This is a genomic window from Haloarchaeobius lipolyticus (assembly GCF_051208015.1).
In the GTDB taxonomy this organism is placed as follows: domain Archaea; phylum Halobacteriota; class Halobacteria; order Halobacteriales; family Natrialbaceae; genus Haloarchaeobius.
Genome location: NZ_JBPKGF010000001.1, coordinates 35805 through 52051, shown reverse-complemented (window position 1 = coordinate 52051; position 16247 = coordinate 35805). Strand labels below are relative to the sequence as shown.

The following is a 16247-nucleotide window of genomic DNA, read 5'->3' as shown; positions in this document are numbered from 1 at the left end:
AGCGACATGAAGTTCATCAGTTCGCTCGCGGCCGTCCGGTCCTTTCACTCGGATAACCGGCGGGCTGCGAGAAGCGTCTGAGGCCGCCGCTGAGGTGTTTCACCACTCGAAAACGTCTTCGTCCATCTCGTGGACAACGTGGCGCTCCTGGACCGTTTCTCAACCGTTGAAGCAGCACAGGCTGTTCGGCGGTCCTCTGTGTGCTGTAGGGTGAGGGGTGGATGCATCCGGAGCTGAAGCCTCCAGGTCGAACGTCACACTCACACCTCCCAGGGTGCGACCAGGCGACGAGACAGGCGGGAACCAGAACTGAAACAGCAGTACGTTCAGACCGAACTTTCTCGGTAGTGAGTACAACCCCTTGCGTCGACTCCGAGAGGTCCTCGACCGGACGACCAGAGATCGACGAGACCCCTCGTCGAACGACCTCCCCAGCAAGGCCCGTTTTCTGTACCACGACGACTGCCGGCTTCCTCCCGTTAGGCGACGACACCACACCGATGACAGGCAAAAATAACAGAAATACGAACAAGATTTCGAATCCGTTTCGATACGATTCTCACGAGCGAGCTGCTGCGAATCCAGAAACGTGTTGACTGTCGTGGGACAGAGTTCGCAGATAATATCTCGAACTGTGGTACAATAGTGCTGGAATCGTAGTACTACTATTCAAGATAAGCTGGGTTGCTGCGCCGATTGAGTGGTCTGCTGTTGAAGATAAGGTCTCTTATCCCGAACTGGGGGACAAGTTGAAGTATCGGCACTGAGTTGGTCGAACCAGACCGACCGTGCAGACGAACGTTCCAGAATCTGATATAGTTGTGCCGGGCCGCTCTCCGCGACGTCGACGACGCTCGGGAACGACGTCGAACCACCAGAACAGGCAACTTTTGCCGAAAATGCGGCGTTTCCTGCGACCCTCTTTCGAGCACGCAACCCCTGGGGTTCGACCCTCCAAAACACCGTTCCAGACACACCCCCCTGAGCATGAATATGCATGGTGTGTGGGGTGTCAGCAATGAGCGAGGATACCGACGAGCGAGTCGTCGTGAAGACGACCGTGCCGGCGTTCCAGAAATCGGCGTGGGTCGACCACGCCGACGAACTCGAGATGAGTCAGAGCGAGTTCGTCCGGACGATGGTCCAGGCGGGTCGCAAGAAGTTCGGCGTCCCCGAGTCACCCGATGGCGGGTCGGCCAGTCCGGCGAACGGCCCCGTATCGGGTGAGTCGGGAACGCCGGCCGATTCGGGCCTCGAACCCCGCGTTCTCGACATCCTCCGGGACGCAGAGGGAGCGAAGTCGTGGGACGACCTGCTCGCCGACGTGAGCGACGACGTCGAGAGCCGCCTCGACGACGCCTTGCAGTCGCTCCAGGGGGAAGGACGCGTCCGATACAGTGGTAGAGACGGCGGCTACGTCGTCACGGAGGGCTGAGATGGCGGCAACCGACGCCGTCGCGTACTTCCTCGAGGACCAGACCTACCACGGGAAGGCCGAACGGACGCAGGAGGCCTACGAACGGGTCCTGCGCCGGTTCGAGTCGTTCCTCGACGACCCTGCCTGCGGTCCGGCGGGCGAGTCGCTCACGCCCGCGGATGCCGGTAGGCGGGAGTGCATGGCGTGGGTACACTCCCTACGGGGTGAGCTCGCGCCGAGCACGGTCGCCTCGTACGCCTCCTACGTCCACCGATTCTACGCGTACATGACCCAGGTCGGCGAGTTCGAGGCAAACCCGATGGCGCTCGTCGTGGAAGAGATGGACGAATCCATCGACAAAGACCCGACGAGACGGGAGCTCTCGGTACCGCAGATGCGGGAGTTCGTCGCCGGTATCGGCCACCCACTGGAGCGAGCTCTGGTCGTGACACTGCTGAAGACGGGGATGCGTGTCGGGGAGCTCTGCAACCTCGACGTCCGGGATCTGTCGCTCGATTCGCCCGAGGTACGGCAGGAGTACGACCTCGGGGACCGGGTTCAGCTGGAAGGACGTCCCGATTCGTTGTTCGTCGCCGCCGAACCAGCCCGGGGAACGGAGTACAACGGCGAGGTCCGCGTCGACTCCAACAAGCGGAAGCGTTCGACCGTCGTCCCGGTCGACGACGAACTGAAGCGGGTGCTCGTGGCCTGGCTGGCCCTCCGGCCGGACGGTCCGTCCCCGGCTCTCTTCACTGGAACCGGTGGTGACTGGGGCGAGCGCGTCACCGCCCAGTCCGTCCGCCACGTCGTCAGAAAGCACGCGAAAGCGTGGGGCTGGTACCGGACCGGCGGTGGTGCGACCGAGAACGTCACGCCGCACTACTTCAGGCACTTCTTCACCACGCATCTGCGGGACCGAACCGGGGATAGAGGCATCGTGAAGTACCTCCGCGGGGACGTCGCCAGCGACATCGTCGACACCTACACCCACAACTGGGGTGGCCGCGTCCGCGAGGTCTACGAAGCGAACGTCTACTCCCTGCTCTGAGGCCGATTTTCGCGATGAATGGTCTCTCGGTTCATCGAAACCGGGGTCGGCGTGCGGCCGAGACCGCACAAATGAATCGTATGTCGCTATATCGAATGTGGTGGCAGAACAACCGCTCTCGTTTCGACCGAATGTGCGGAAAATCGCATCGAGAAGCGCCAGTGTCCAGTTGTAACCAGTTCCTCGTCGACGGCTCGCGATGGTTCGCTCACCCGCTGGTCTGAGAATCGGGCGTGGCCCTGCCCGGTCGCTCCACCGTCGTCGTGCCGACCCCACGGTAGACCAGCAGTCGCGTGACGGTTCGGCGCTCCCCGTCGCGGACGACGACGTACTCGAAGCGGAGCTCGCGGACGAACCCTCGCTGGGTGACGATGGCTTCGAGCGTCGCGTTCTCGACCGCTCCGCCGACCTGGCCTTCCAGCAGCGTTCTGTTTGCAATGCGGTCGGAGCGAACGCTGAACAGCGGTTCGTCGGCGTCGCTGGGTGCTCTGGCGAGCTGGTCCACGTCGGTCACGGCCATGGTCTCGAATGCGAGGGTGACGACCGACGCCTGTTCGCCCCGGAACACACCCATCTCGGTCGGTGAGAAGGGCGCGCCGCCGTCGTCTCGCAGAACGGTGATTCGCGTCTCGTTCCCGACGGACTGCCGGCGGAACACCCTGTCACCGTCGGCGAACAGGGTGGTCTCGCCCGTCTCTTCGACCGCCGTGCCGGTTGCCTCCTCGGTGTAGACGTATCGCGAGCGGTTCCGGGCGTAGGAGCCGTCCCTGACGAGTTCGCGGACCACGGTCCCATTCTGGGCGACCACGCGTGAAACGGCAGTGACCCGGTAACTCGTCCCGTCCAGGAAGCGCTCCTGCTGGCCGGCCAGGATCTCGAGGTTCTCTATCCGGTTCTCGCCGGTGTCGAAGGAGACCACGACCGGTCCCCGTGCGTCAGGCGCATCGGTCGAGGTCGCCGTCGCCGTCGCCGTGTCGTCGACTCTGAACGGTTCTCGGGTGGTCTTGCCGTCGGCGAATCCGCCACAGCCGGCGAGCACGACGAGGAGAACCAGGAGAGCGGCGTGGCGGATGCGCATCGACTGATGTTCGGGGGGAGACGGCTTCAACGCTGGGCGTGGGCGTGTCGTCGACCAACAGGCTGGTTGCGCAGCCGTCTTTCCCGTTAGCGAACTGCGGGGGTCGAGGTGGTCGTCTCGTTCGTCCCGTTCAGGTACGACTCGACTTCGGGCGGCGTCTGGACGGTCGTCTCGCCGATGTCCTCGTAGTAGAGCGACCGTTCGACGTGGACGACTCCGTCCTCGGTATGGACGTCGTAGCTCACGTGGAACTCCACGACGAAGCCACGCGAGTCGACCAGGGCCGTGAGCGACAGGTTGGTCGCGTTCCCCGCCACGTTCGGGACAGGATTGACGACGAGGTCCTCGGCCGTACCAGTCCCGCGAATCGCGTACAGAGGGCCGTCGAGTCCCGGACGGTCCTCGAAGCGTTTGTCGACGCTCGTGACGTTCACCGCGTCGAAGAAGGTGTAGAGGAACTGCGTCTCCTGTCCACGCCCGGTGACTTTGACCGTCGCCTGGGAGGGGTCGATGGGGTCGCCGTCGGGCCCTCGTTCTAGCCGAACCTGCGACGAGCCGTTCCTGCGCTCCTTCGTGTAGACCCTCTCGCCGTCGGCGAACACCGCAACGAACTGTTCCCGAGGTGGTATCGACCCGCCCGTCTGGATGGACGAGACGAACCGGGTCCGGTTCGCTGCGAACGAGCCGCCCCCCGTCGAGCGGTACAGGAGGCTGCCGTTGCCCGCGTGGACACTGTAGCTACTCCCGACGGTGTAGCTGGTTCCGTTCAGCGCCCTGGCCTGCGAGGTGAGGAACACTCTCGGGTCGCCGATGGTGTCGTTCTCCGGGTCGGGGTGGAACTGGCCGGACGAGCCGCCAGCGGTCGTCGGCGTGTCGGTTCCAGCCGGGGTCGCCGTCTCGTCGACGGTGAACGGGTCCCGTGTCTGTTGGCTACCGGCAAAGCCACCGCAGCCGGCGAGGACGACGAGGAGGGCACAGCAGATGGCGGGTCGGGGACGCATCGCTCCCGACTACATATCGAACCACCATCAACTCTCGGCTCAGTCCGAGGCAGGTTCTTTACGCGTTCGCGCGGAGACGACGGCGCCGAGCACCGTCTCCGGCTCGGCGACGACGGCCCGGTCCCGGATACGCTGATAGGTTGTATGATAGTCGCTCGCCACGCGGGACCGCCAGGGGCCGTCTTCCACGAAGACGAGTGAGTCCGAATCGGCTACTGCATCGAGCACGGCCCGGTTGCCGTCCGTCACGTGGAGGTCGGCGAGGACGACGACGTCACTCTCGGCGGCCCGCATTTCGAGTTCCGCGACTGCCTCCCCAGATAGCGGCGAATACGGGTCGCTCAGCGTCGTGTCGACGTCCAGGAGCCGGGCGGTCTCGACGACGGCGTCGCCCGGGGGCGATGGCCCGACGCTGACTGTCGCGTCCGCGGTGACGAGCCGTTCGACGACCCTCGCGGCGGGCGAGCCGGTGCCGACGACGTGGACGGTGCAGTCGAGTTCGTCGGGAGCGCGAGCGAGCGGCGTGACGGTCACGCTCTCCGTGACGGGGTTGCGGGTGAGGACGGTCTCCGCATCGAACGAGTCTCGCAGGCGCGGGCGCGTGAGTACCTCATCCGGTTCCCCGGTCGCGACGATGTCGCCGTCGGCGAGGAGCACGAGTTCGTCGCAGTAGCGGGCCGCGAGCGTCAGGTCGTGGATGGCCGCGACGACGGTCTTCCCGTCGGCGACCAGTTCCCGGACGAGTTCGAGCGTCTCGACCTGGTGGTTGATGTCGAGGCTGGCGGTCGGTTCGTCTAGCAGCAGGACGGGCGTCTCCTGCGCGAGCGCACGCGCGATGACGACCTTCTGGCGTTCGCCGCCGCTCAGTTGGTCGACCGGTCGGCTCGCCAGTTCCTCGATACCGACCCGGGCGAGCGCGTCGTCGACGGCTCGTTCGTCCTCGGCCGTGGCCCGCGAGAAACGCGACCGGTGTGGCGTCCGGCCCATCGCGACGAAGTCACGGACGGGGAACGAGAACGAGATGGTCGTGTCCTGCGGGACGACGGCGACCCGCCTGCTCGCGGCCTTCGAGCCGAGCACCTGCATCGAGTCGCCGCCGACCCGGACGGTTCCGGAACCGGGGGCGAGCGCCGCGCTGACGGTGCGGAGGAGCGTCGTCTTTCCGGCCCCGTTCGGGCCGACCAGCCCGACGAACGACCCGTCGTCGACCGAGAGCGAGACTCCGTCCAGGATGGTCGCGTCACCGAACGACACGGAGACGTCGTCGAGTCGGATCACAGAGCGTGCACCTCCCGCCGCTGGAGCAAGAAGAGGAAGAACGGTGCACCGATGGCTGCCGTGACGATGCCGACGGGCAGGACCTCCGCCGTCGACCGCGCGATCGTGTCCGTCGCGACGAGGAACGACGCCCCGGCGAGCGCACTGGTCGGGAGCAGGATACGGTGGTCCGGACCGACGAGTAGGCGCATCATGTGCGGGACGACGAGTCCGACGAAGCCGATGACTCCGGCCTGTGCGACGCCGGCGGCGGTAACGAGGCTGGCGATGGCGAGGAGCAGGAACTTCGTCTTCTCGACGGAGATACCGAGGTGATGAGCGTCCTCCTCGCCGAGCAGGAGGACGTTCATGTCGCGCGTGAACAGCAACAGGAGCGGGAAACAGGCCAGGGTGAACGCCAGGACGAACCCGACGTCGCCCCACGAGGCCGCGCTCAGGTCCCCCATCAGCCAGTAGAGCGCACTCCGGAGGCTCTCGCCGCTGATGACGAGCAGGAACGAGACCACCGCACCGAGGAAGGTCTGGACCGCGACGCCCGCGAGCAACAGCGTCGCGACCGGCGTCCGACCGCCCTCCGTGGCGATCGCGTAGACGACGAACGCCGTGACGAGCGCCCCCACGAACGCAGCGCCCTCTATCCCGTACGGCACCGAGAGCGGCAGGACGATGGCGGCGACCGCACCCACCGACGCGCCGGACGAGACGCCGACGATGGACGGGTCGGCCATCGGATTCCGGAAGAATCCCTGCATGACGGTGCCAGCCGCGGCGAGCGAGAAGCCGACCGCCGCCGCCAGTGCGATGCGTGGCATCCTCACGTCGACGACGATGAGGCGGGCGGTCTTCGGCACCGCGAAGTCGACGACGGCGAGCTGGGAGAGAAGCGACTTCGCGACGATAGCGTAGGGTATCGAGACGGGACCGACCGCCGCACACGCGACCACAGTCACGGCTAACAGGAGCGTGAGCGCCGCTGACCAGCCGACAGTCCGCGAGGCGGTGTGCATCGTGCCGTGTATCTATCGCAAATGCACTTGCTTTAGGTAAATACTTATTGCATACGTGTCGAGGTGGATGTGATGACACGAATACGCGAACTGCTCGTTGCATTGCTCGTCGTGGTCGCCGCGTTTGGCGCCGTCGCGGCGCCTGTTTCCGGGGCACCCGCACCCGAGATGAGCCAGCAGACGACCGCGGACTGTTCGTTCCCGTTCAGTGCCGAAGACGCGACGGGAACCGAAGTGACCCTCGACGAGGCCCCCGAGAAGGTCGTGACGCTCGGCCCCGCATCCGCCCAGACGATGTGGGAGATCGGCGCGAAGTCCAAGGTCGTCGCGACCACCCAGTACGCGAGCTACCTGGACGGCGCCGACTCGCGCGCGAACGTCTCCGGGTCCGGCTTCGCGTTCGTCTCGGTCGAAGCGGTCATCGCACAGGAGCCGGACCTCGTCCTCGCCGAGAACATCGTGCAGGACAAGACCGTCGAGAAGCTCCGACAGGCCGGTATCACGGTCTACAAGTTCGACTCCGCCTCCTCGCTCGAGGACGTCTACCAGAAGGTCGAACGGACCGGCGAACTTGTCGGCGCCTGTGAGGGCGCGACCGAATCGGTCGACGAGATGAAGACCGAGGTCGAAGTCGTCCAGAAGGCGTCCGCGAACGCCGAATCACCGAAGGCGCTCTACGTCTTCGGCGGCTACACGCCCGGACCGAACACCTACATCCACGACCTCATCACCACCGCCGGTGCGACCAACCTCGCTGCCGACGCCGACCTCGAGTACTCCGCGGCCGGGTACGCCCAGATCAACCCGGAAGTCGTCGCGGACATGGAGGTCGAGTGGCTCCTGCTCAACTCCGACGCGCCCGAGCCGCGCGTCCCAGACTCGCCCGCGTACCAGAACACGGTCGCGGTGAAGCAGAACCAGACCGTCGTCCTCGACGCGAACCTCGTCAGCCAGCCCGCTCCGCGTAGCATCGAGGTGATGCGCCAGCTCGCGAAGACCTGGTACCCCGAGGCGTACGCCGAGGCGAACGCGAGCGTCCGCGGTGACGTCAGCGCCGGTACGAACACCACGACGGCGACGACGAGTGCCACCGAGACCGCGACTGCGACCGCCACCACCTCCAAGGATTCCACCGCGGGTGAGAACGGCGGTTCGCCCGGCTTCACGGCCGTCGGTGCACTCGCCGCACTGGTCTCGCTCACGGCGCTCGCACGGCGGGACTGAGCAGCGACGCTATCCTCTTCTCTATGCCGACCGTCGGCCGGCCGACTCGGAAAGGTTGTTAACGGCCGACCCCACTATTCTCGCACATATGGTCGAGAACGTCATCTGGCCCGCCTACCTCGACGCCGAGCTCACCCGGAAGAAAGGGCGACGCGTCCCGGAGGCCCTCGCCGTCGAAGAGCCGACCGTCGAGGAGATCGCCAAGGCAGTACAGCAGGTCGGCTACGACACCGTCATCGAGCGTGACGTCGCGTACTCCCGTGAAGGACACCGAACCCGTGGTCGTGTCCTCGTGAAGAACCCGACCGACGACTCGAAGAACGACATCGTTCAGGCGGCTGCCGCCTACGTCAACGCCCTCCGCGAATGAAGCGCGTTGGGCAGGTCGTCCGCGTCGCACAGGGACTCGCCATCGCCCGCACCGACGACGAGGAGAAGCCACGGATGGGACAGTCGGTCGTGGACGAGAACCTCGACGACGTGGGGCGCATCGTCGACGTCTTCGGGCCAGTCTCGCGGCCGTACGTGGCCGTCTCGGGCGACGGCGACCCGGCGCTCTTGCTCGGACAGACGCTCTACGCTCGCTGAGTCGGGGTTTCCCGAACGGAACACCGAAATAGCGCGGGCCAGAACTCCCGAATATGAACGACCGAATCCGGGTACTCGGGGCCGTCGGCCTCGCGGTCACCATCTTCTTGCTGGTGCAACTCGGCGCGCTCTCGTTGCTCGAACCGTTCAAGGAGGGCGGCCGGCAGGTCGTCGAGAACCCCCAGGACGCGACGAACAGCCTGGTCTACATCGTCGCCATCCTCGTCGCGACCGGCGGGATGTTGCTCGCGTTCAAGTACGACCTCCAGTGGGTCATCCGTGGGTTCATCGTCCTGACGAGCGGGATGCTCTCGTACTACGTCTTCGAGGTGTTCCTCTCGACACCGCTCGCGCTGGGGGCCGGCGGGGCGGTCGCACTCACCCTGCTGGTGTATCCCGAGTGGTACGTAATCGACATCGCCGGCGTCGTGATGGGCGCTGCAGCTGCCGGCCTGTTCGGCATCAGTTTCGGGCTGTTCCCCGCCATCGTCCTCCTCTCGCTGCTCGCAGTCTACGACGCCATCTCCGTCTACGGCACCGAGCACATGCTCACCCTCGCGGAGGGCGTGATGGACATGAAGGTGCCCGTCATCCTCGTCATCCCGACGACCCTCTCGTTCTCGTTCCTCGAACTGGGGAGCGCAAACGACGAGGAATCGGTCGAGGGAACCGACGTGGATGCCGTGGCGGCGGCCGACGGAAACGGTACTGACGACGTAGCCGCTCCCGCGGAGAGTGACCCCGAAACAGCCGACGATGGCGACGCCGCCCTCGACCGTGACGCGTTCTTCATCGGCCTCGGCGACGCCGTGATGCCGACCATCATCGTGGCCTCGGCGGCCTACTTCCACAGCGGAGCGGCGAACACGGTCGAACCGCTCCTCACCGACCCAGTGCTGCTCAACCTCCCCGCGCTGACCGCGATGATCGGGACAATCGCCGGTCTGCTCGTCCTTCTCTGGCTGGTGATGAAGGGACGGGCTCACGCCGGCCTCCCGCTCCTCAACGGCGGTGCGATCGGCGGCTACCTCGTCGGTGCGCTCGCGAGCGGAATTCCGCTGCTCGCTGCACTCGGCCTCTGAGACCGGTCGCCTTCCCGCGTCTACTTCCGCTTCCAGAACAGCCAAACCACCGTTCCTCGATTCTCGTCGCATGGACGATCAGCCAGTCGCAGTCGTGACGGCAGCGGGACGAGGAATCGGGGCCGCCTGTGCGCGGCGACTCGCCGGCGACGGGTACACGCCAGTTCTCCTCTCGAAATCGGGTGCCGCTGGCGAGGTCGCCGACGAACTCGGCGGCGTCGGTTTCGAGGGCTCCGTGACCGACCCGGCCGACCTCGAAGCGCTCGTGGACGAGGCGATGGACCGGTACGGCCGCATCGACGTCGTCGTGAACAACACCGGCCACCCCCCGAAGGGAGACCTGCTCGACATCGACGACGAGGAGTGGCACGACGGGCTCGACCTCGTGCTGTTGAACGTGGTCCGGATGGCCCGTCTCGTCACGCCCGTCTTCCGTGAACAGGGTGGTGGCAGCATCGTCAACGTCTCGACGTTCTCCGCGTACGAACCCTCGCTCGACTTCCCCGTCTCGTCGGCACTCCGGGCGGGGCTCGGCAGTTTCACCAAGCTCTACGCCGACCGGTACGCTGCGGATGGAATCCGGATGAACTGCGTCCTCCCCGGCTTCGCCGACAGCTACGATGTCGACGACGAGACGCTCGAGGAGATACCGATGGGGCGGGCCGCGAAGACCGACGAGATAGCCGACGCGGTCGGCTTCCTCGCCTCCGACGATTCGAGCTACGTGACGGGACAGAACCTCCGCGTCGACGGCGGTATCACGGACAGCGTCTGAGCGCGGCTGCTGCGGCACGACTCGCGGCCGTCGGTCGAGCGCGGCCAGCTACTCGTGGACCGGTTCGACGGTACGGATCTCGTTCGTGAGCCAGTTCCAGGACTCATCGTCGAGTGCGGGAACACCGCGGTCCAGCCCGTCGCAGATGGCGCGTTTTTCGGCCGTAGCCGGTTTCTGCAGCTTCACGCTGACGAGCCGTGGGAGCGAATGACAGTCCCAGACGCGACTCGTATACTGTATGTCGCTCTATAGAATACTCCGTCGACGACGGGGGCTCGTTCGTGCGGCATTCGCCGGAAACCGTGGGGACGGTGCACCGAGTGGCCCGTTTGGCCAGTTCAATCGCCTCCCAGCGCCCGCCGTGGCTCGATGTTCGGACCCTCTTCGCCCGGTTCGACCCGTGCGTCGACCTCGAACACTTCGGCGAGCAGGTCCTCGGTGACGACCTCCGTCGGCGGGCCCCAGTCGTACAGTACGCCGTCGCACATCGCGATGAGGTTGTCCGCGAACCGGGCCGCCTGGCCGATGTCGTGGAGGACGACGCCGACGGTGATGCCGGTCTCGCGGTTGAGCGTCCGGAGGACTTCTAACACGCGGAGCTGGTGGTGCAGGTCGAGGTAGGTCGTCGGCTCGTCGAGCAGGAGGACGTCCGTCTCCTGGGCGAGGACCATCCCGATCCAGGCGAGCTGTTTCTGACCGCCGCTGAGGTTCGCAAGCTGCTTGTCGCGGAGGTGGTCGACGCCGGCGAGGTCGAGTGCGCGCTCGACCGCCCGGTGGTCGTCTTCCGTGACGGACTCGAAGAAGCCACGGTGTGGGTACCGGCCGTGGTAGGCCAGGTCCTCGACGGTCAGGCTCCCCGGCGACGTGTTCTCCTGTGAGAGGAGGCCGACCGTCCGGGCGAGCTCTTTCGCACCGAGCGTCTGGACGTCCTCGCCGTCGAGCAGGACGCGACCCCGGGTCGGCGCGTGCTGGTCTGCCAGCGTCTTCAGGAGCGTCGACTTTCCGGAGCCGTTCGGGCCGACCAGCGCCGTGACTTCGCCTTCGGGGACGACGACGGTCTCGCACTCCACGACCGGTTCGTCCGACCCTGAGTAGCCGATGGCCAGGTTTCGGCCGGTGAGCTCCCGCGGCATCAGAGACCACCTACCTGCTGTTTCTTCCGCATCAGGTAGAGGAAGTAGGGGCCCCCGACGAGGCCGGTGACGACCCCGACCGGGAGCTGGGTCGGGCTGAGCGCGAGCCTGGCTCCCACGTCGGCCCCGACGAGGAGGGCCGGCCCGACGAACAGGCAGCCGACGAGCACCTGCCGGTAGTCGCTCCCGACGAGATTCCGGACGACGTGCGGGACGACCAGTCCGACGAAGCTGACGATACCGGCAGCCGCGATGCTCGCCGCGGCAGCGACGATGGCGATGCCCGAGAGTGCGAACCGGACCCGTTCCACGGACATGCCGAGCGCACTCGCGGTCCGCTCGCCGAGCAACAGGACGTTCAGCTGGCGGGCGGCGACGATGGCCGCGACGATGGAGACGACGGACCACGGCAGGAGCATCCGGACCTGTACCCAGTCGACGCCGGTCAACGAGCCGGTCGTCCAGGCGAGCGCGGACTGGACGACCGCGAGGTCCTCGGCGAAGAAGAACAGCCCGCGCTGCATGGAGTTGAACACCGTCGAGACGACGACGCCGGCGAGAACCAGTCGGACGGGACTCGTACCGTCGTTCCAGGCGATGGCGTAGACGAGCAGGAACGCGGCCGTTCCCCCGAGGGCCGCGACGATTGGAAGGATCGTCGTCAGGCCGCTGAAGACGACGAGCGTCGCCAGTATCGCGAGGCCAGCACCGGAGCTGACGCCGAGGACGAACGGCGAGGCGAGTTCGTTCCGGGTGACCGCCTGGAAGATCGCGCCCGAGATGGCGAGGTTCGCGCCGACGAAGACGGCCACGAGCACGCGCGGGAGCCGGATGTTCCAGACGATGAGCGTCTCGCGCGGGAGGTCGACCGCAGTCGGGGTCATACCGAACAGCCCGAGCAGCGAGGCGGTCAGGTCGTCGCCGAGGAAGAACCCGAGTAGAACTCCGGGATTCGTCCAGACGACCGGGTCGAAGACCGCCTGCCACGCCTCCTCGATGGACATCGAGTACGTCCCGAAGCTCACCTGCACGAGGCCGCCGAGGACGATTATCGTACTGCTCGCGACGGCGAGCGTGAACAGCGAGCCGTCGAGCCAGTCGAACCGGCTCGACCCGTGGTGGGCGGTCGTTCCGCCGTCGGTTCGCGCCTCGTCGTCTCCGGGTGATGTCCTGGGTTCCCGCGTCACGCCTGAGACACCTCCGATCCGGCTCCGCGTTCTCGCTCCTCGAGGTACGCGCGGATTACCTCGTCGTCGAGCGCGTCGAGAACGGCATCGGGGTCGAGCTGTCGGGCGATACGACGATGCCCTCGACTGGTGCGGCGCTCGATCTCCTCGTCCGTGAGATACGTGCCGAGCCGGTCGTCTATGACCGATTCCCGGACCCGTTCCGGGTCTGCGTCGGTTTTGACGTCACTGTCGCCCGGCGGGTCTCCGAAGTACTCTCGCCACCGTTCGCGGTCTCGCCACTCGTCGGTCAGTTCCGTCTCCCGCCGGAGCCAGTCGTAGTGGGTGACCATGTCTCCCCAGCAGCCGGCGGCGCGGCGACGGTCGCCCACGAGCGTCCGGGCGACCTGTGCGCCGTGGCCCGCCGCGATGATGGCTTGGTCGCCGCTCCCGCCGAGCGGCCCGGCGACGTAGAGTCCGTCGACGGGCGTCGATCCATCGCGCCCGACGTAACCCTCTGCGACGTGCTGGTACGTGTTCTCGCCGTGGCCGCGCGTCTCGAACAGTCGGTCGGGGTCGTCCAGCCCGCGGAGGTACGAACAGTCGTACTTCGTTGCGGCGACGACCGCGCGAGCCGTGAGGGCGTCACCGTCCTGTGTTTCGAGGCGGAAGCCGGTGGTCGCCCCTTCGTCCATCTCTCGAGAGAGCTGTTCGACCGATTCGACGAGCTCGGACACGATGGCCGCACCCGCCACCTCGACGTGGTCGTGGAACAGACCGAGAGCGGTGTCGATGTCGACGCCACCGGGGAAACCCAGGTAGTTCTCGAGGGATGCGCACCGCCGGAGCGACGAGTTACCGCGGTCGAAGACCACGGTGTCGAGGCCGTACCGCGCGGTGAAGACGGCCGCGGCGCAGCCGGCTGGCCCACCCCCGACGACCGCGACGTCGTGGTCGAACTGGGTTGGGTGGTCCATGCTCAGTTCGCTCCGGTGACGATGTCGCTGACTCGCTGCCGGTCGAACAGCGGCATGTCGGTGTTCGAGAGGGTGTCGAGCCCGTTCCACTCGCCGAACGTCTCCGGGTAGAACTGCTTCGCGGCGGCCTCCGTCTGGAACAGGTTGATGAGCGGTCCCTGGTAGGATGTCCCACCGCGGTAGAGCCGGTCGTTCTGCACCGCCGTGAGCTCCGAGCCGACCGGGTGGTCACGCATGGCGTCCAGACGGGACTGGAACGCCTCGGTGGAGACGTGCGAGAAGCCGTACTGGAAGACGAGCGCATCGGGGTCGACTTCGAGCAGCTGCTCGTAGTCCCACTCGGCGTAACTGCCTTCGATGTGGTCGTCGAACGCGCCTCGCATCCCGAGGTCGCGGTACTGCTTGTGGCCGTTGCCGCCGTGGACCGGGTAGGCGTAGAACGCACCCTTCTCGAAGTTCGAGTTGGCCGAGAGAAGCCCGACCGTCGGGCGGTCGGGCTCCGGGGGCAGCTGCTCCTGGACCGTCGAGATGGTCTCGTCGTGGATCTGCTTCAGTGCCTCGTACCGCTCTCGCTCACCGAAGGCCGTGGCGACCGTCTCGAACGCTTCGTAGAGCTCGTAGTACTCGTAATCGTGCCAGTCCTCGTTGCGGCGACGGATGGAGTTCCCGAGGATGGGGGCGACGTTGGTCGATATCTCCTCGAAATCTGCCTCCTTCCAGTTGTCGTCGAGTAGTCCGATGAAGTTCGGGTCGAACAGGTGGACGTCCGCGTCGAGTTCGTAGAACACCTCCTTGTCGATACCGTTGTCACCCATCAGCTGGGGAACGTCGTCGAACGCGACGTCGACACCCGGGAGGGCGTCGTAGAACGCCATCGGCCAGTTCTCGGTGAAGATGAGCCCCGCCAGGCCGTCGAGCTGGCCGAGGGCGATGGCCATGTCGCCGTAGGTGCTGAAGTAGGCCATCCACGTCTCCGGAGGCTGGTCGAAGGCGACCTCACCCATGGGTGCCATCTCGACCGTGACCTCTCCTGCCGTGTCCGTTCCGGCCGTCGAGTCGCTATCGGTAGCCTGTGAACCGTTCGTCGTCCCCGTCGGTGCCGAGTCGCTCGAGTCGCCACCGAGACAGCCGGCGAGCAGGCCGCCACCGACGGCGGCAGCCGTAGCCCGGAGGTAGTTGCGGCGACTCTGGGGCGCGGGCGCGGGGTCGTCTGTGCCGGAGTCTTCTCGCACGGTCACGCACCCTCGTTCACGATGTCTGCGACCTTCTTCCGGTCGAACAGTTCCTTCTCGACGCCGTAGAGGTCTGCCGCGAGTCGCTCGGTCAGCACGAGGTTCGTGATGGGGCCCTGGTACAGGCCGCCGGCGCGGTAGACCTCGCCGTTCTGTACGGCGGTGAGGTCCTTCCCGACTGGGTGGTCCTCCATCGACGCAACGACCGTGTTCTGGAACTCCTCGGCCGTCTTCGACTCCTGCCCGCGGAGCAACAGCACCTCGGGGTCGACCTCCAGTAGGGTCTCGTAGTCGATGGCGGCGCGGCTCCCGTGGAAGTCCTTCACGTCGGTGTTCGCCAGTGCGTCCGAGACGCCGAGGTCGCGGAGGTGCTTGAACCCGGTGCCGTCGCCGATGATGTACGGGTAGAACTTCTCGGGCGCGTCGCCGCTGCCCCAGACGACGGCGACGGACGGTCGCTCGCTCTCACTCGGAACGACGCTCGAGAGGTTCTGCTGGAAGGAGTCGTGGACGCCGACGAACGCTTCGTACCGGTCCGTCCGCTGGAACACCTGCGCCAGCTTCTCGAAGCCCTCCATGAGGGTGTAGTAGCGGTAGTCCTCGTGCCACGGGTAGTGGCTGGCGTAGATGGAGTTGCCGAACACCGGGCCGATCTGCGAGATCTCCTCGACGTCCGCCTCGCTCCAGTTCTTGAAGCGGTTCGTGAGGAAGTTCGGGTCCATGACGTGGACGTCGGCGTCGAGTTCGTAGAACAGCTCCTTGCTGACGCCGTCCTGGTAGAGCGAGACCATCTCCTCTTTGCTGACCGAGACGTCCGGTATCTCGTCGTAGTACTGGGTGTGGTAGCGACTCGTGAGCCAGACGCCCTTCGGCGGCTCGAGGCCGAGCGCGATACCCATGTCGGCCCAGCTCCCGTTGTTGGCGACCCATGTCTCCGGGACGCTCTCGAAGGTTACCTCGCCGACGGGTGCCATCGAGACGGTGTAGGGTCCACCGGTCTGCTCCTGTCCCCCGTCGGTGGACGTTCCGTCGGTCGCGGTCTGACCGTCCTCACTGGAACCCGGCTGTTCGGTCGAGCCGTCGTCCGACGAACCGCCCAGACAGCCGGCAACCAGCAGACTGCCGATTCCAGCGATTCCCCCCTGCAGGTACTCCCTCCGCGTCGAACTCGTCTCTTGCATACGTTTTAGGCTCGCCTAACAATTGAAAAGCCCGTCGATTTTTAGGCGGGCCGAAACCTA

Annotated in this window: 17 protein-coding genes; 7 read left to right on the top strand and 10 right to left on the bottom strand. The window is 66.1% G+C overall.

What is annotated here, in order from left to right; translation table 11 throughout:
* Nucleotides 1-1018 precede the first annotated feature (1018 nt).
* Nucleotides 1019-1435 carry a DUF5805 domain-containing protein gene (locus ACSC1Y_RS00285; RefSeq protein ID WP_435332545.1) on the top strand — a complete coding sequence of 139 codons (417 nt, stop codon included), beginning with the start codon at nt 1019-1021 and terminating at the stop codon, nt 1433-1435.
* Nucleotide 1436: 1 nt separating this feature from the next.
* A complete protein-coding gene (locus ACSC1Y_RS00280) occupies nt 1437-2465 on the top strand; it encodes a tyrosine-type recombinase/integrase (protein WP_435332544.1) in 1029 nt (342 codons plus the stop codon).
* Between the two features lie 208 nt (nt 2466-2673).
* Here ACSC1Y_RS00280 and ACSC1Y_RS00275 read toward each other — a convergent pair whose 3' ends face one another.
* From ACSC1Y_RS00275 to btuC, 4 genes are all read right to left on the bottom strand, one after another.
* Entirely contained in the window at nt 2674-3543 is an 870-nt protein-coding gene (locus ACSC1Y_RS00275; RefSeq protein ID WP_435332543.1) for a hypothetical protein, read from the bottom strand.
* Between the two features lie 86 nt (nt 3544-3629).
* Complete coding sequence (locus ACSC1Y_RS00270; RefSeq protein ID WP_435332542.1) at nt 3630-4544, bottom strand: hypothetical protein; 915 nt, start codon at nt 4542-4544, stop codon at nt 3630-3632.
* A 39-nt stretch (nt 4545-4583) separates the two neighbouring features.
* Nucleotides 4584-5822: an ATP-binding cassette domain-containing protein gene (locus ACSC1Y_RS00265; RefSeq protein ID WP_435332541.1), complete on the bottom strand. Its 1239-nt coding sequence runs from the start codon at nt 5820-5822 to the stop codon at nt 4584-4586.
* On the bottom strand, nt 5819-6829 hold the full coding sequence (gene btuC / locus ACSC1Y_RS00260) for a vitamin B12 ABC transporter permease BtuC (protein WP_435332540.1): 1011 nt from the start codon (nt 6827-6829) through the stop codon (nt 5819-5821). The genes ACSC1Y_RS00265 and btuC overlap by 4 nt, the downstream gene beginning before the upstream one ends.
* Nucleotides 6830-6901: 72 nt before the next feature.
* Between btuC and ACSC1Y_RS00255 the strand changes: the two genes are divergently transcribed.
* From ACSC1Y_RS00255 to ACSC1Y_RS00235, 5 genes are all read left to right on the top strand, one after another.
* On the top strand, nt 6902-8053 hold the full coding sequence (locus ACSC1Y_RS00255; RefSeq protein WP_435332539.1) for a PGF-CTERM-anchored ABC transporter substrate-binding protein: 1152 nt from the start codon (nt 6902-6904) through the stop codon (nt 8051-8053).
* An 88-nt stretch (nt 8054-8141) separates the two neighbouring features.
* Entirely contained in the window at nt 8142-8423 is a 282-nt protein-coding gene (srp19, locus tag ACSC1Y_RS00250) for a signal recognition particle subunit SRP19 (RefSeq protein ID WP_435332538.1), read from the top strand.
* Nucleotides 8420-8641: an H/ACA ribonucleoprotein complex subunit GAR1 gene (locus tag ACSC1Y_RS00245; RefSeq protein ID WP_435332537.1), complete on the top strand. Its 222-nt coding sequence runs from the start codon at nt 8420-8422 to the stop codon at nt 8639-8641. The genes srp19 and ACSC1Y_RS00245 overlap by 4 nt, the downstream gene beginning before the upstream one ends.
* A gap of 53 nt (nt 8642-8694) precedes the next feature.
* Nucleotides 8695-9723 carry a presenilin family intramembrane aspartyl protease PSH gene (locus ACSC1Y_RS00240; RefSeq protein ID WP_435332536.1) on the top strand — a complete coding sequence of 343 codons (1029 nt, stop codon included), beginning with the start codon at nt 8695-8697 and terminating at the stop codon, nt 9721-9723.
* 70 nt (nt 9724-9793) lie between these two features.
* Nucleotides 9794-10498, top strand: a complete 705-nt coding sequence (locus tag ACSC1Y_RS00235; protein ID WP_435332535.1) for an SDR family oxidoreductase — start codon at nt 9794-9796, stop codon at nt 10496-10498.
* 48 nt (nt 10499-10546) lie between these two features.
* Here the strand turns inward: ACSC1Y_RS00235 and ACSC1Y_RS00230 are convergent, their stop codons facing one another.
* The 6 genes from ACSC1Y_RS00230 to ACSC1Y_RS00205 form a co-directional block, all read right to left on the bottom strand.
* Complete coding sequence (locus tag ACSC1Y_RS00230) at nt 10547-10684, bottom strand: hypothetical protein (protein WP_435332534.1); 138 nt, start codon at nt 10682-10684, stop codon at nt 10547-10549.
* Between the two features lie 152 nt (nt 10685-10836).
* On the bottom strand, nt 10837-11631 hold the full coding sequence (locus ACSC1Y_RS00225) for an ABC transporter ATP-binding protein (RefSeq protein WP_435332533.1): 795 nt from the start codon (nt 11629-11631) through the stop codon (nt 10837-10839).
* Nucleotides 11631-12818 carry a FecCD family ABC transporter permease gene (locus ACSC1Y_RS00220; protein ID WP_435332532.1) on the bottom strand — a complete coding sequence of 396 codons (1188 nt, stop codon included), beginning with the start codon at nt 12816-12818 and terminating at the stop codon, nt 11631-11633. Before ACSC1Y_RS00220 ends, ACSC1Y_RS00225 begins: the two co-directional genes overlap by 1 nt.
* On the bottom strand, nt 12815-13774 hold the full coding sequence (locus ACSC1Y_RS00215) for an FAD-dependent oxidoreductase (RefSeq protein ID WP_435332530.1): 960 nt from the start codon (nt 13772-13774) through the stop codon (nt 12815-12817). Before ACSC1Y_RS00215 ends, ACSC1Y_RS00220 begins: the two co-directional genes overlap by 4 nt.
* Before the next feature lie 2 nt (nt 13775-13776).
* Nucleotides 13777-15012, bottom strand: coding sequence for an ABC transporter substrate-binding protein (locus ACSC1Y_RS00210; protein WP_435332529.1), 1236 nt, complete (start codon nt 15010-15012; stop codon nt 13777-13779).
* Nucleotides 15009-16187, bottom strand: coding sequence for an ABC transporter substrate-binding protein (locus ACSC1Y_RS00205; protein WP_435332528.1), 1179 nt, complete (start codon nt 16185-16187; stop codon nt 15009-15011). The genes ACSC1Y_RS00210 and ACSC1Y_RS00205 overlap by 4 nt, the downstream gene beginning before the upstream one ends.
* Nucleotides 16188-16247 lie beyond the last annotated feature (60 nt).

Coding starts and splice junctions, on each gene's coding strand:
- ACSC1Y_RS00285 (WP_435332545.1), top strand. CDS start 1,019: ATGAGCGAGGATACCGACGAGCGAGTCGTCGTGAAGACGACCGTGCCG.
- ACSC1Y_RS00280 (WP_435332544.1), top strand. CDS start 1,437: ATGGCGGCAACCGACGCCGTCGCGTACTTCCTCGAGGACCAGACCTAC.
- ACSC1Y_RS00275 (WP_435332543.1), bottom strand. CDS start 3,543: ATGCGCATCCGCCACGCCGCTCTCCTGGTTCTCCTCGTCGTGCTCGCC.
- ACSC1Y_RS00270 (WP_435332542.1), bottom strand. CDS start 4,544: ATGCGTCCCCGACCCGCCATCTGCTGTGCCCTCCTCGTCGTCCTCGCC.
- btuC (WP_435332540.1), bottom strand. CDS start 6,829: ATGCACACCGCCTCGCGGACTGTCGGCTGGTCAGCGGCGCTCACGCTC.
- ACSC1Y_RS00255 (WP_435332539.1), top strand. CDS start 6,902: ATGACACGAATACGCGAACTGCTCGTTGCATTGCTCGTCGTGGTCGCC.
- srp19 (WP_435332538.1), top strand. CDS start 8,142: ATGGTCGAGAACGTCATCTGGCCCGCCTACCTCGACGCCGAGCTCACC.
- ACSC1Y_RS00245 (WP_435332537.1), top strand. CDS start 8,420: ATGAAGCGCGTTGGGCAGGTCGTCCGCGTCGCACAGGGACTCGCCATC.
- ACSC1Y_RS00240 (WP_435332536.1), top strand. CDS start 8,695: ATGAACGACCGAATCCGGGTACTCGGGGCCGTCGGCCTCGCGGTCACC.
- ACSC1Y_RS00235 (WP_435332535.1), top strand. CDS start 9,794: ATGGACGATCAGCCAGTCGCAGTCGTGACGGCAGCGGGACGAGGAATC.
- ACSC1Y_RS00225 (WP_435332533.1), bottom strand. CDS start 11,631: ATGCCGCGGGAGCTCACCGGCCGAAACCTGGCCATCGGCTACTCAGGG.
- ACSC1Y_RS00215 (WP_435332530.1), bottom strand. CDS start 13,774: ATGGACCACCCAACCCAGTTCGACCACGACGTCGCGGTCGTCGGGGGT.
- ACSC1Y_RS00205 (WP_435332528.1), bottom strand. CDS start 16,187: ATGCAAGAGACGAGTTCGACGCGGAGGGAGTACCTGCAGGGGGGAATC.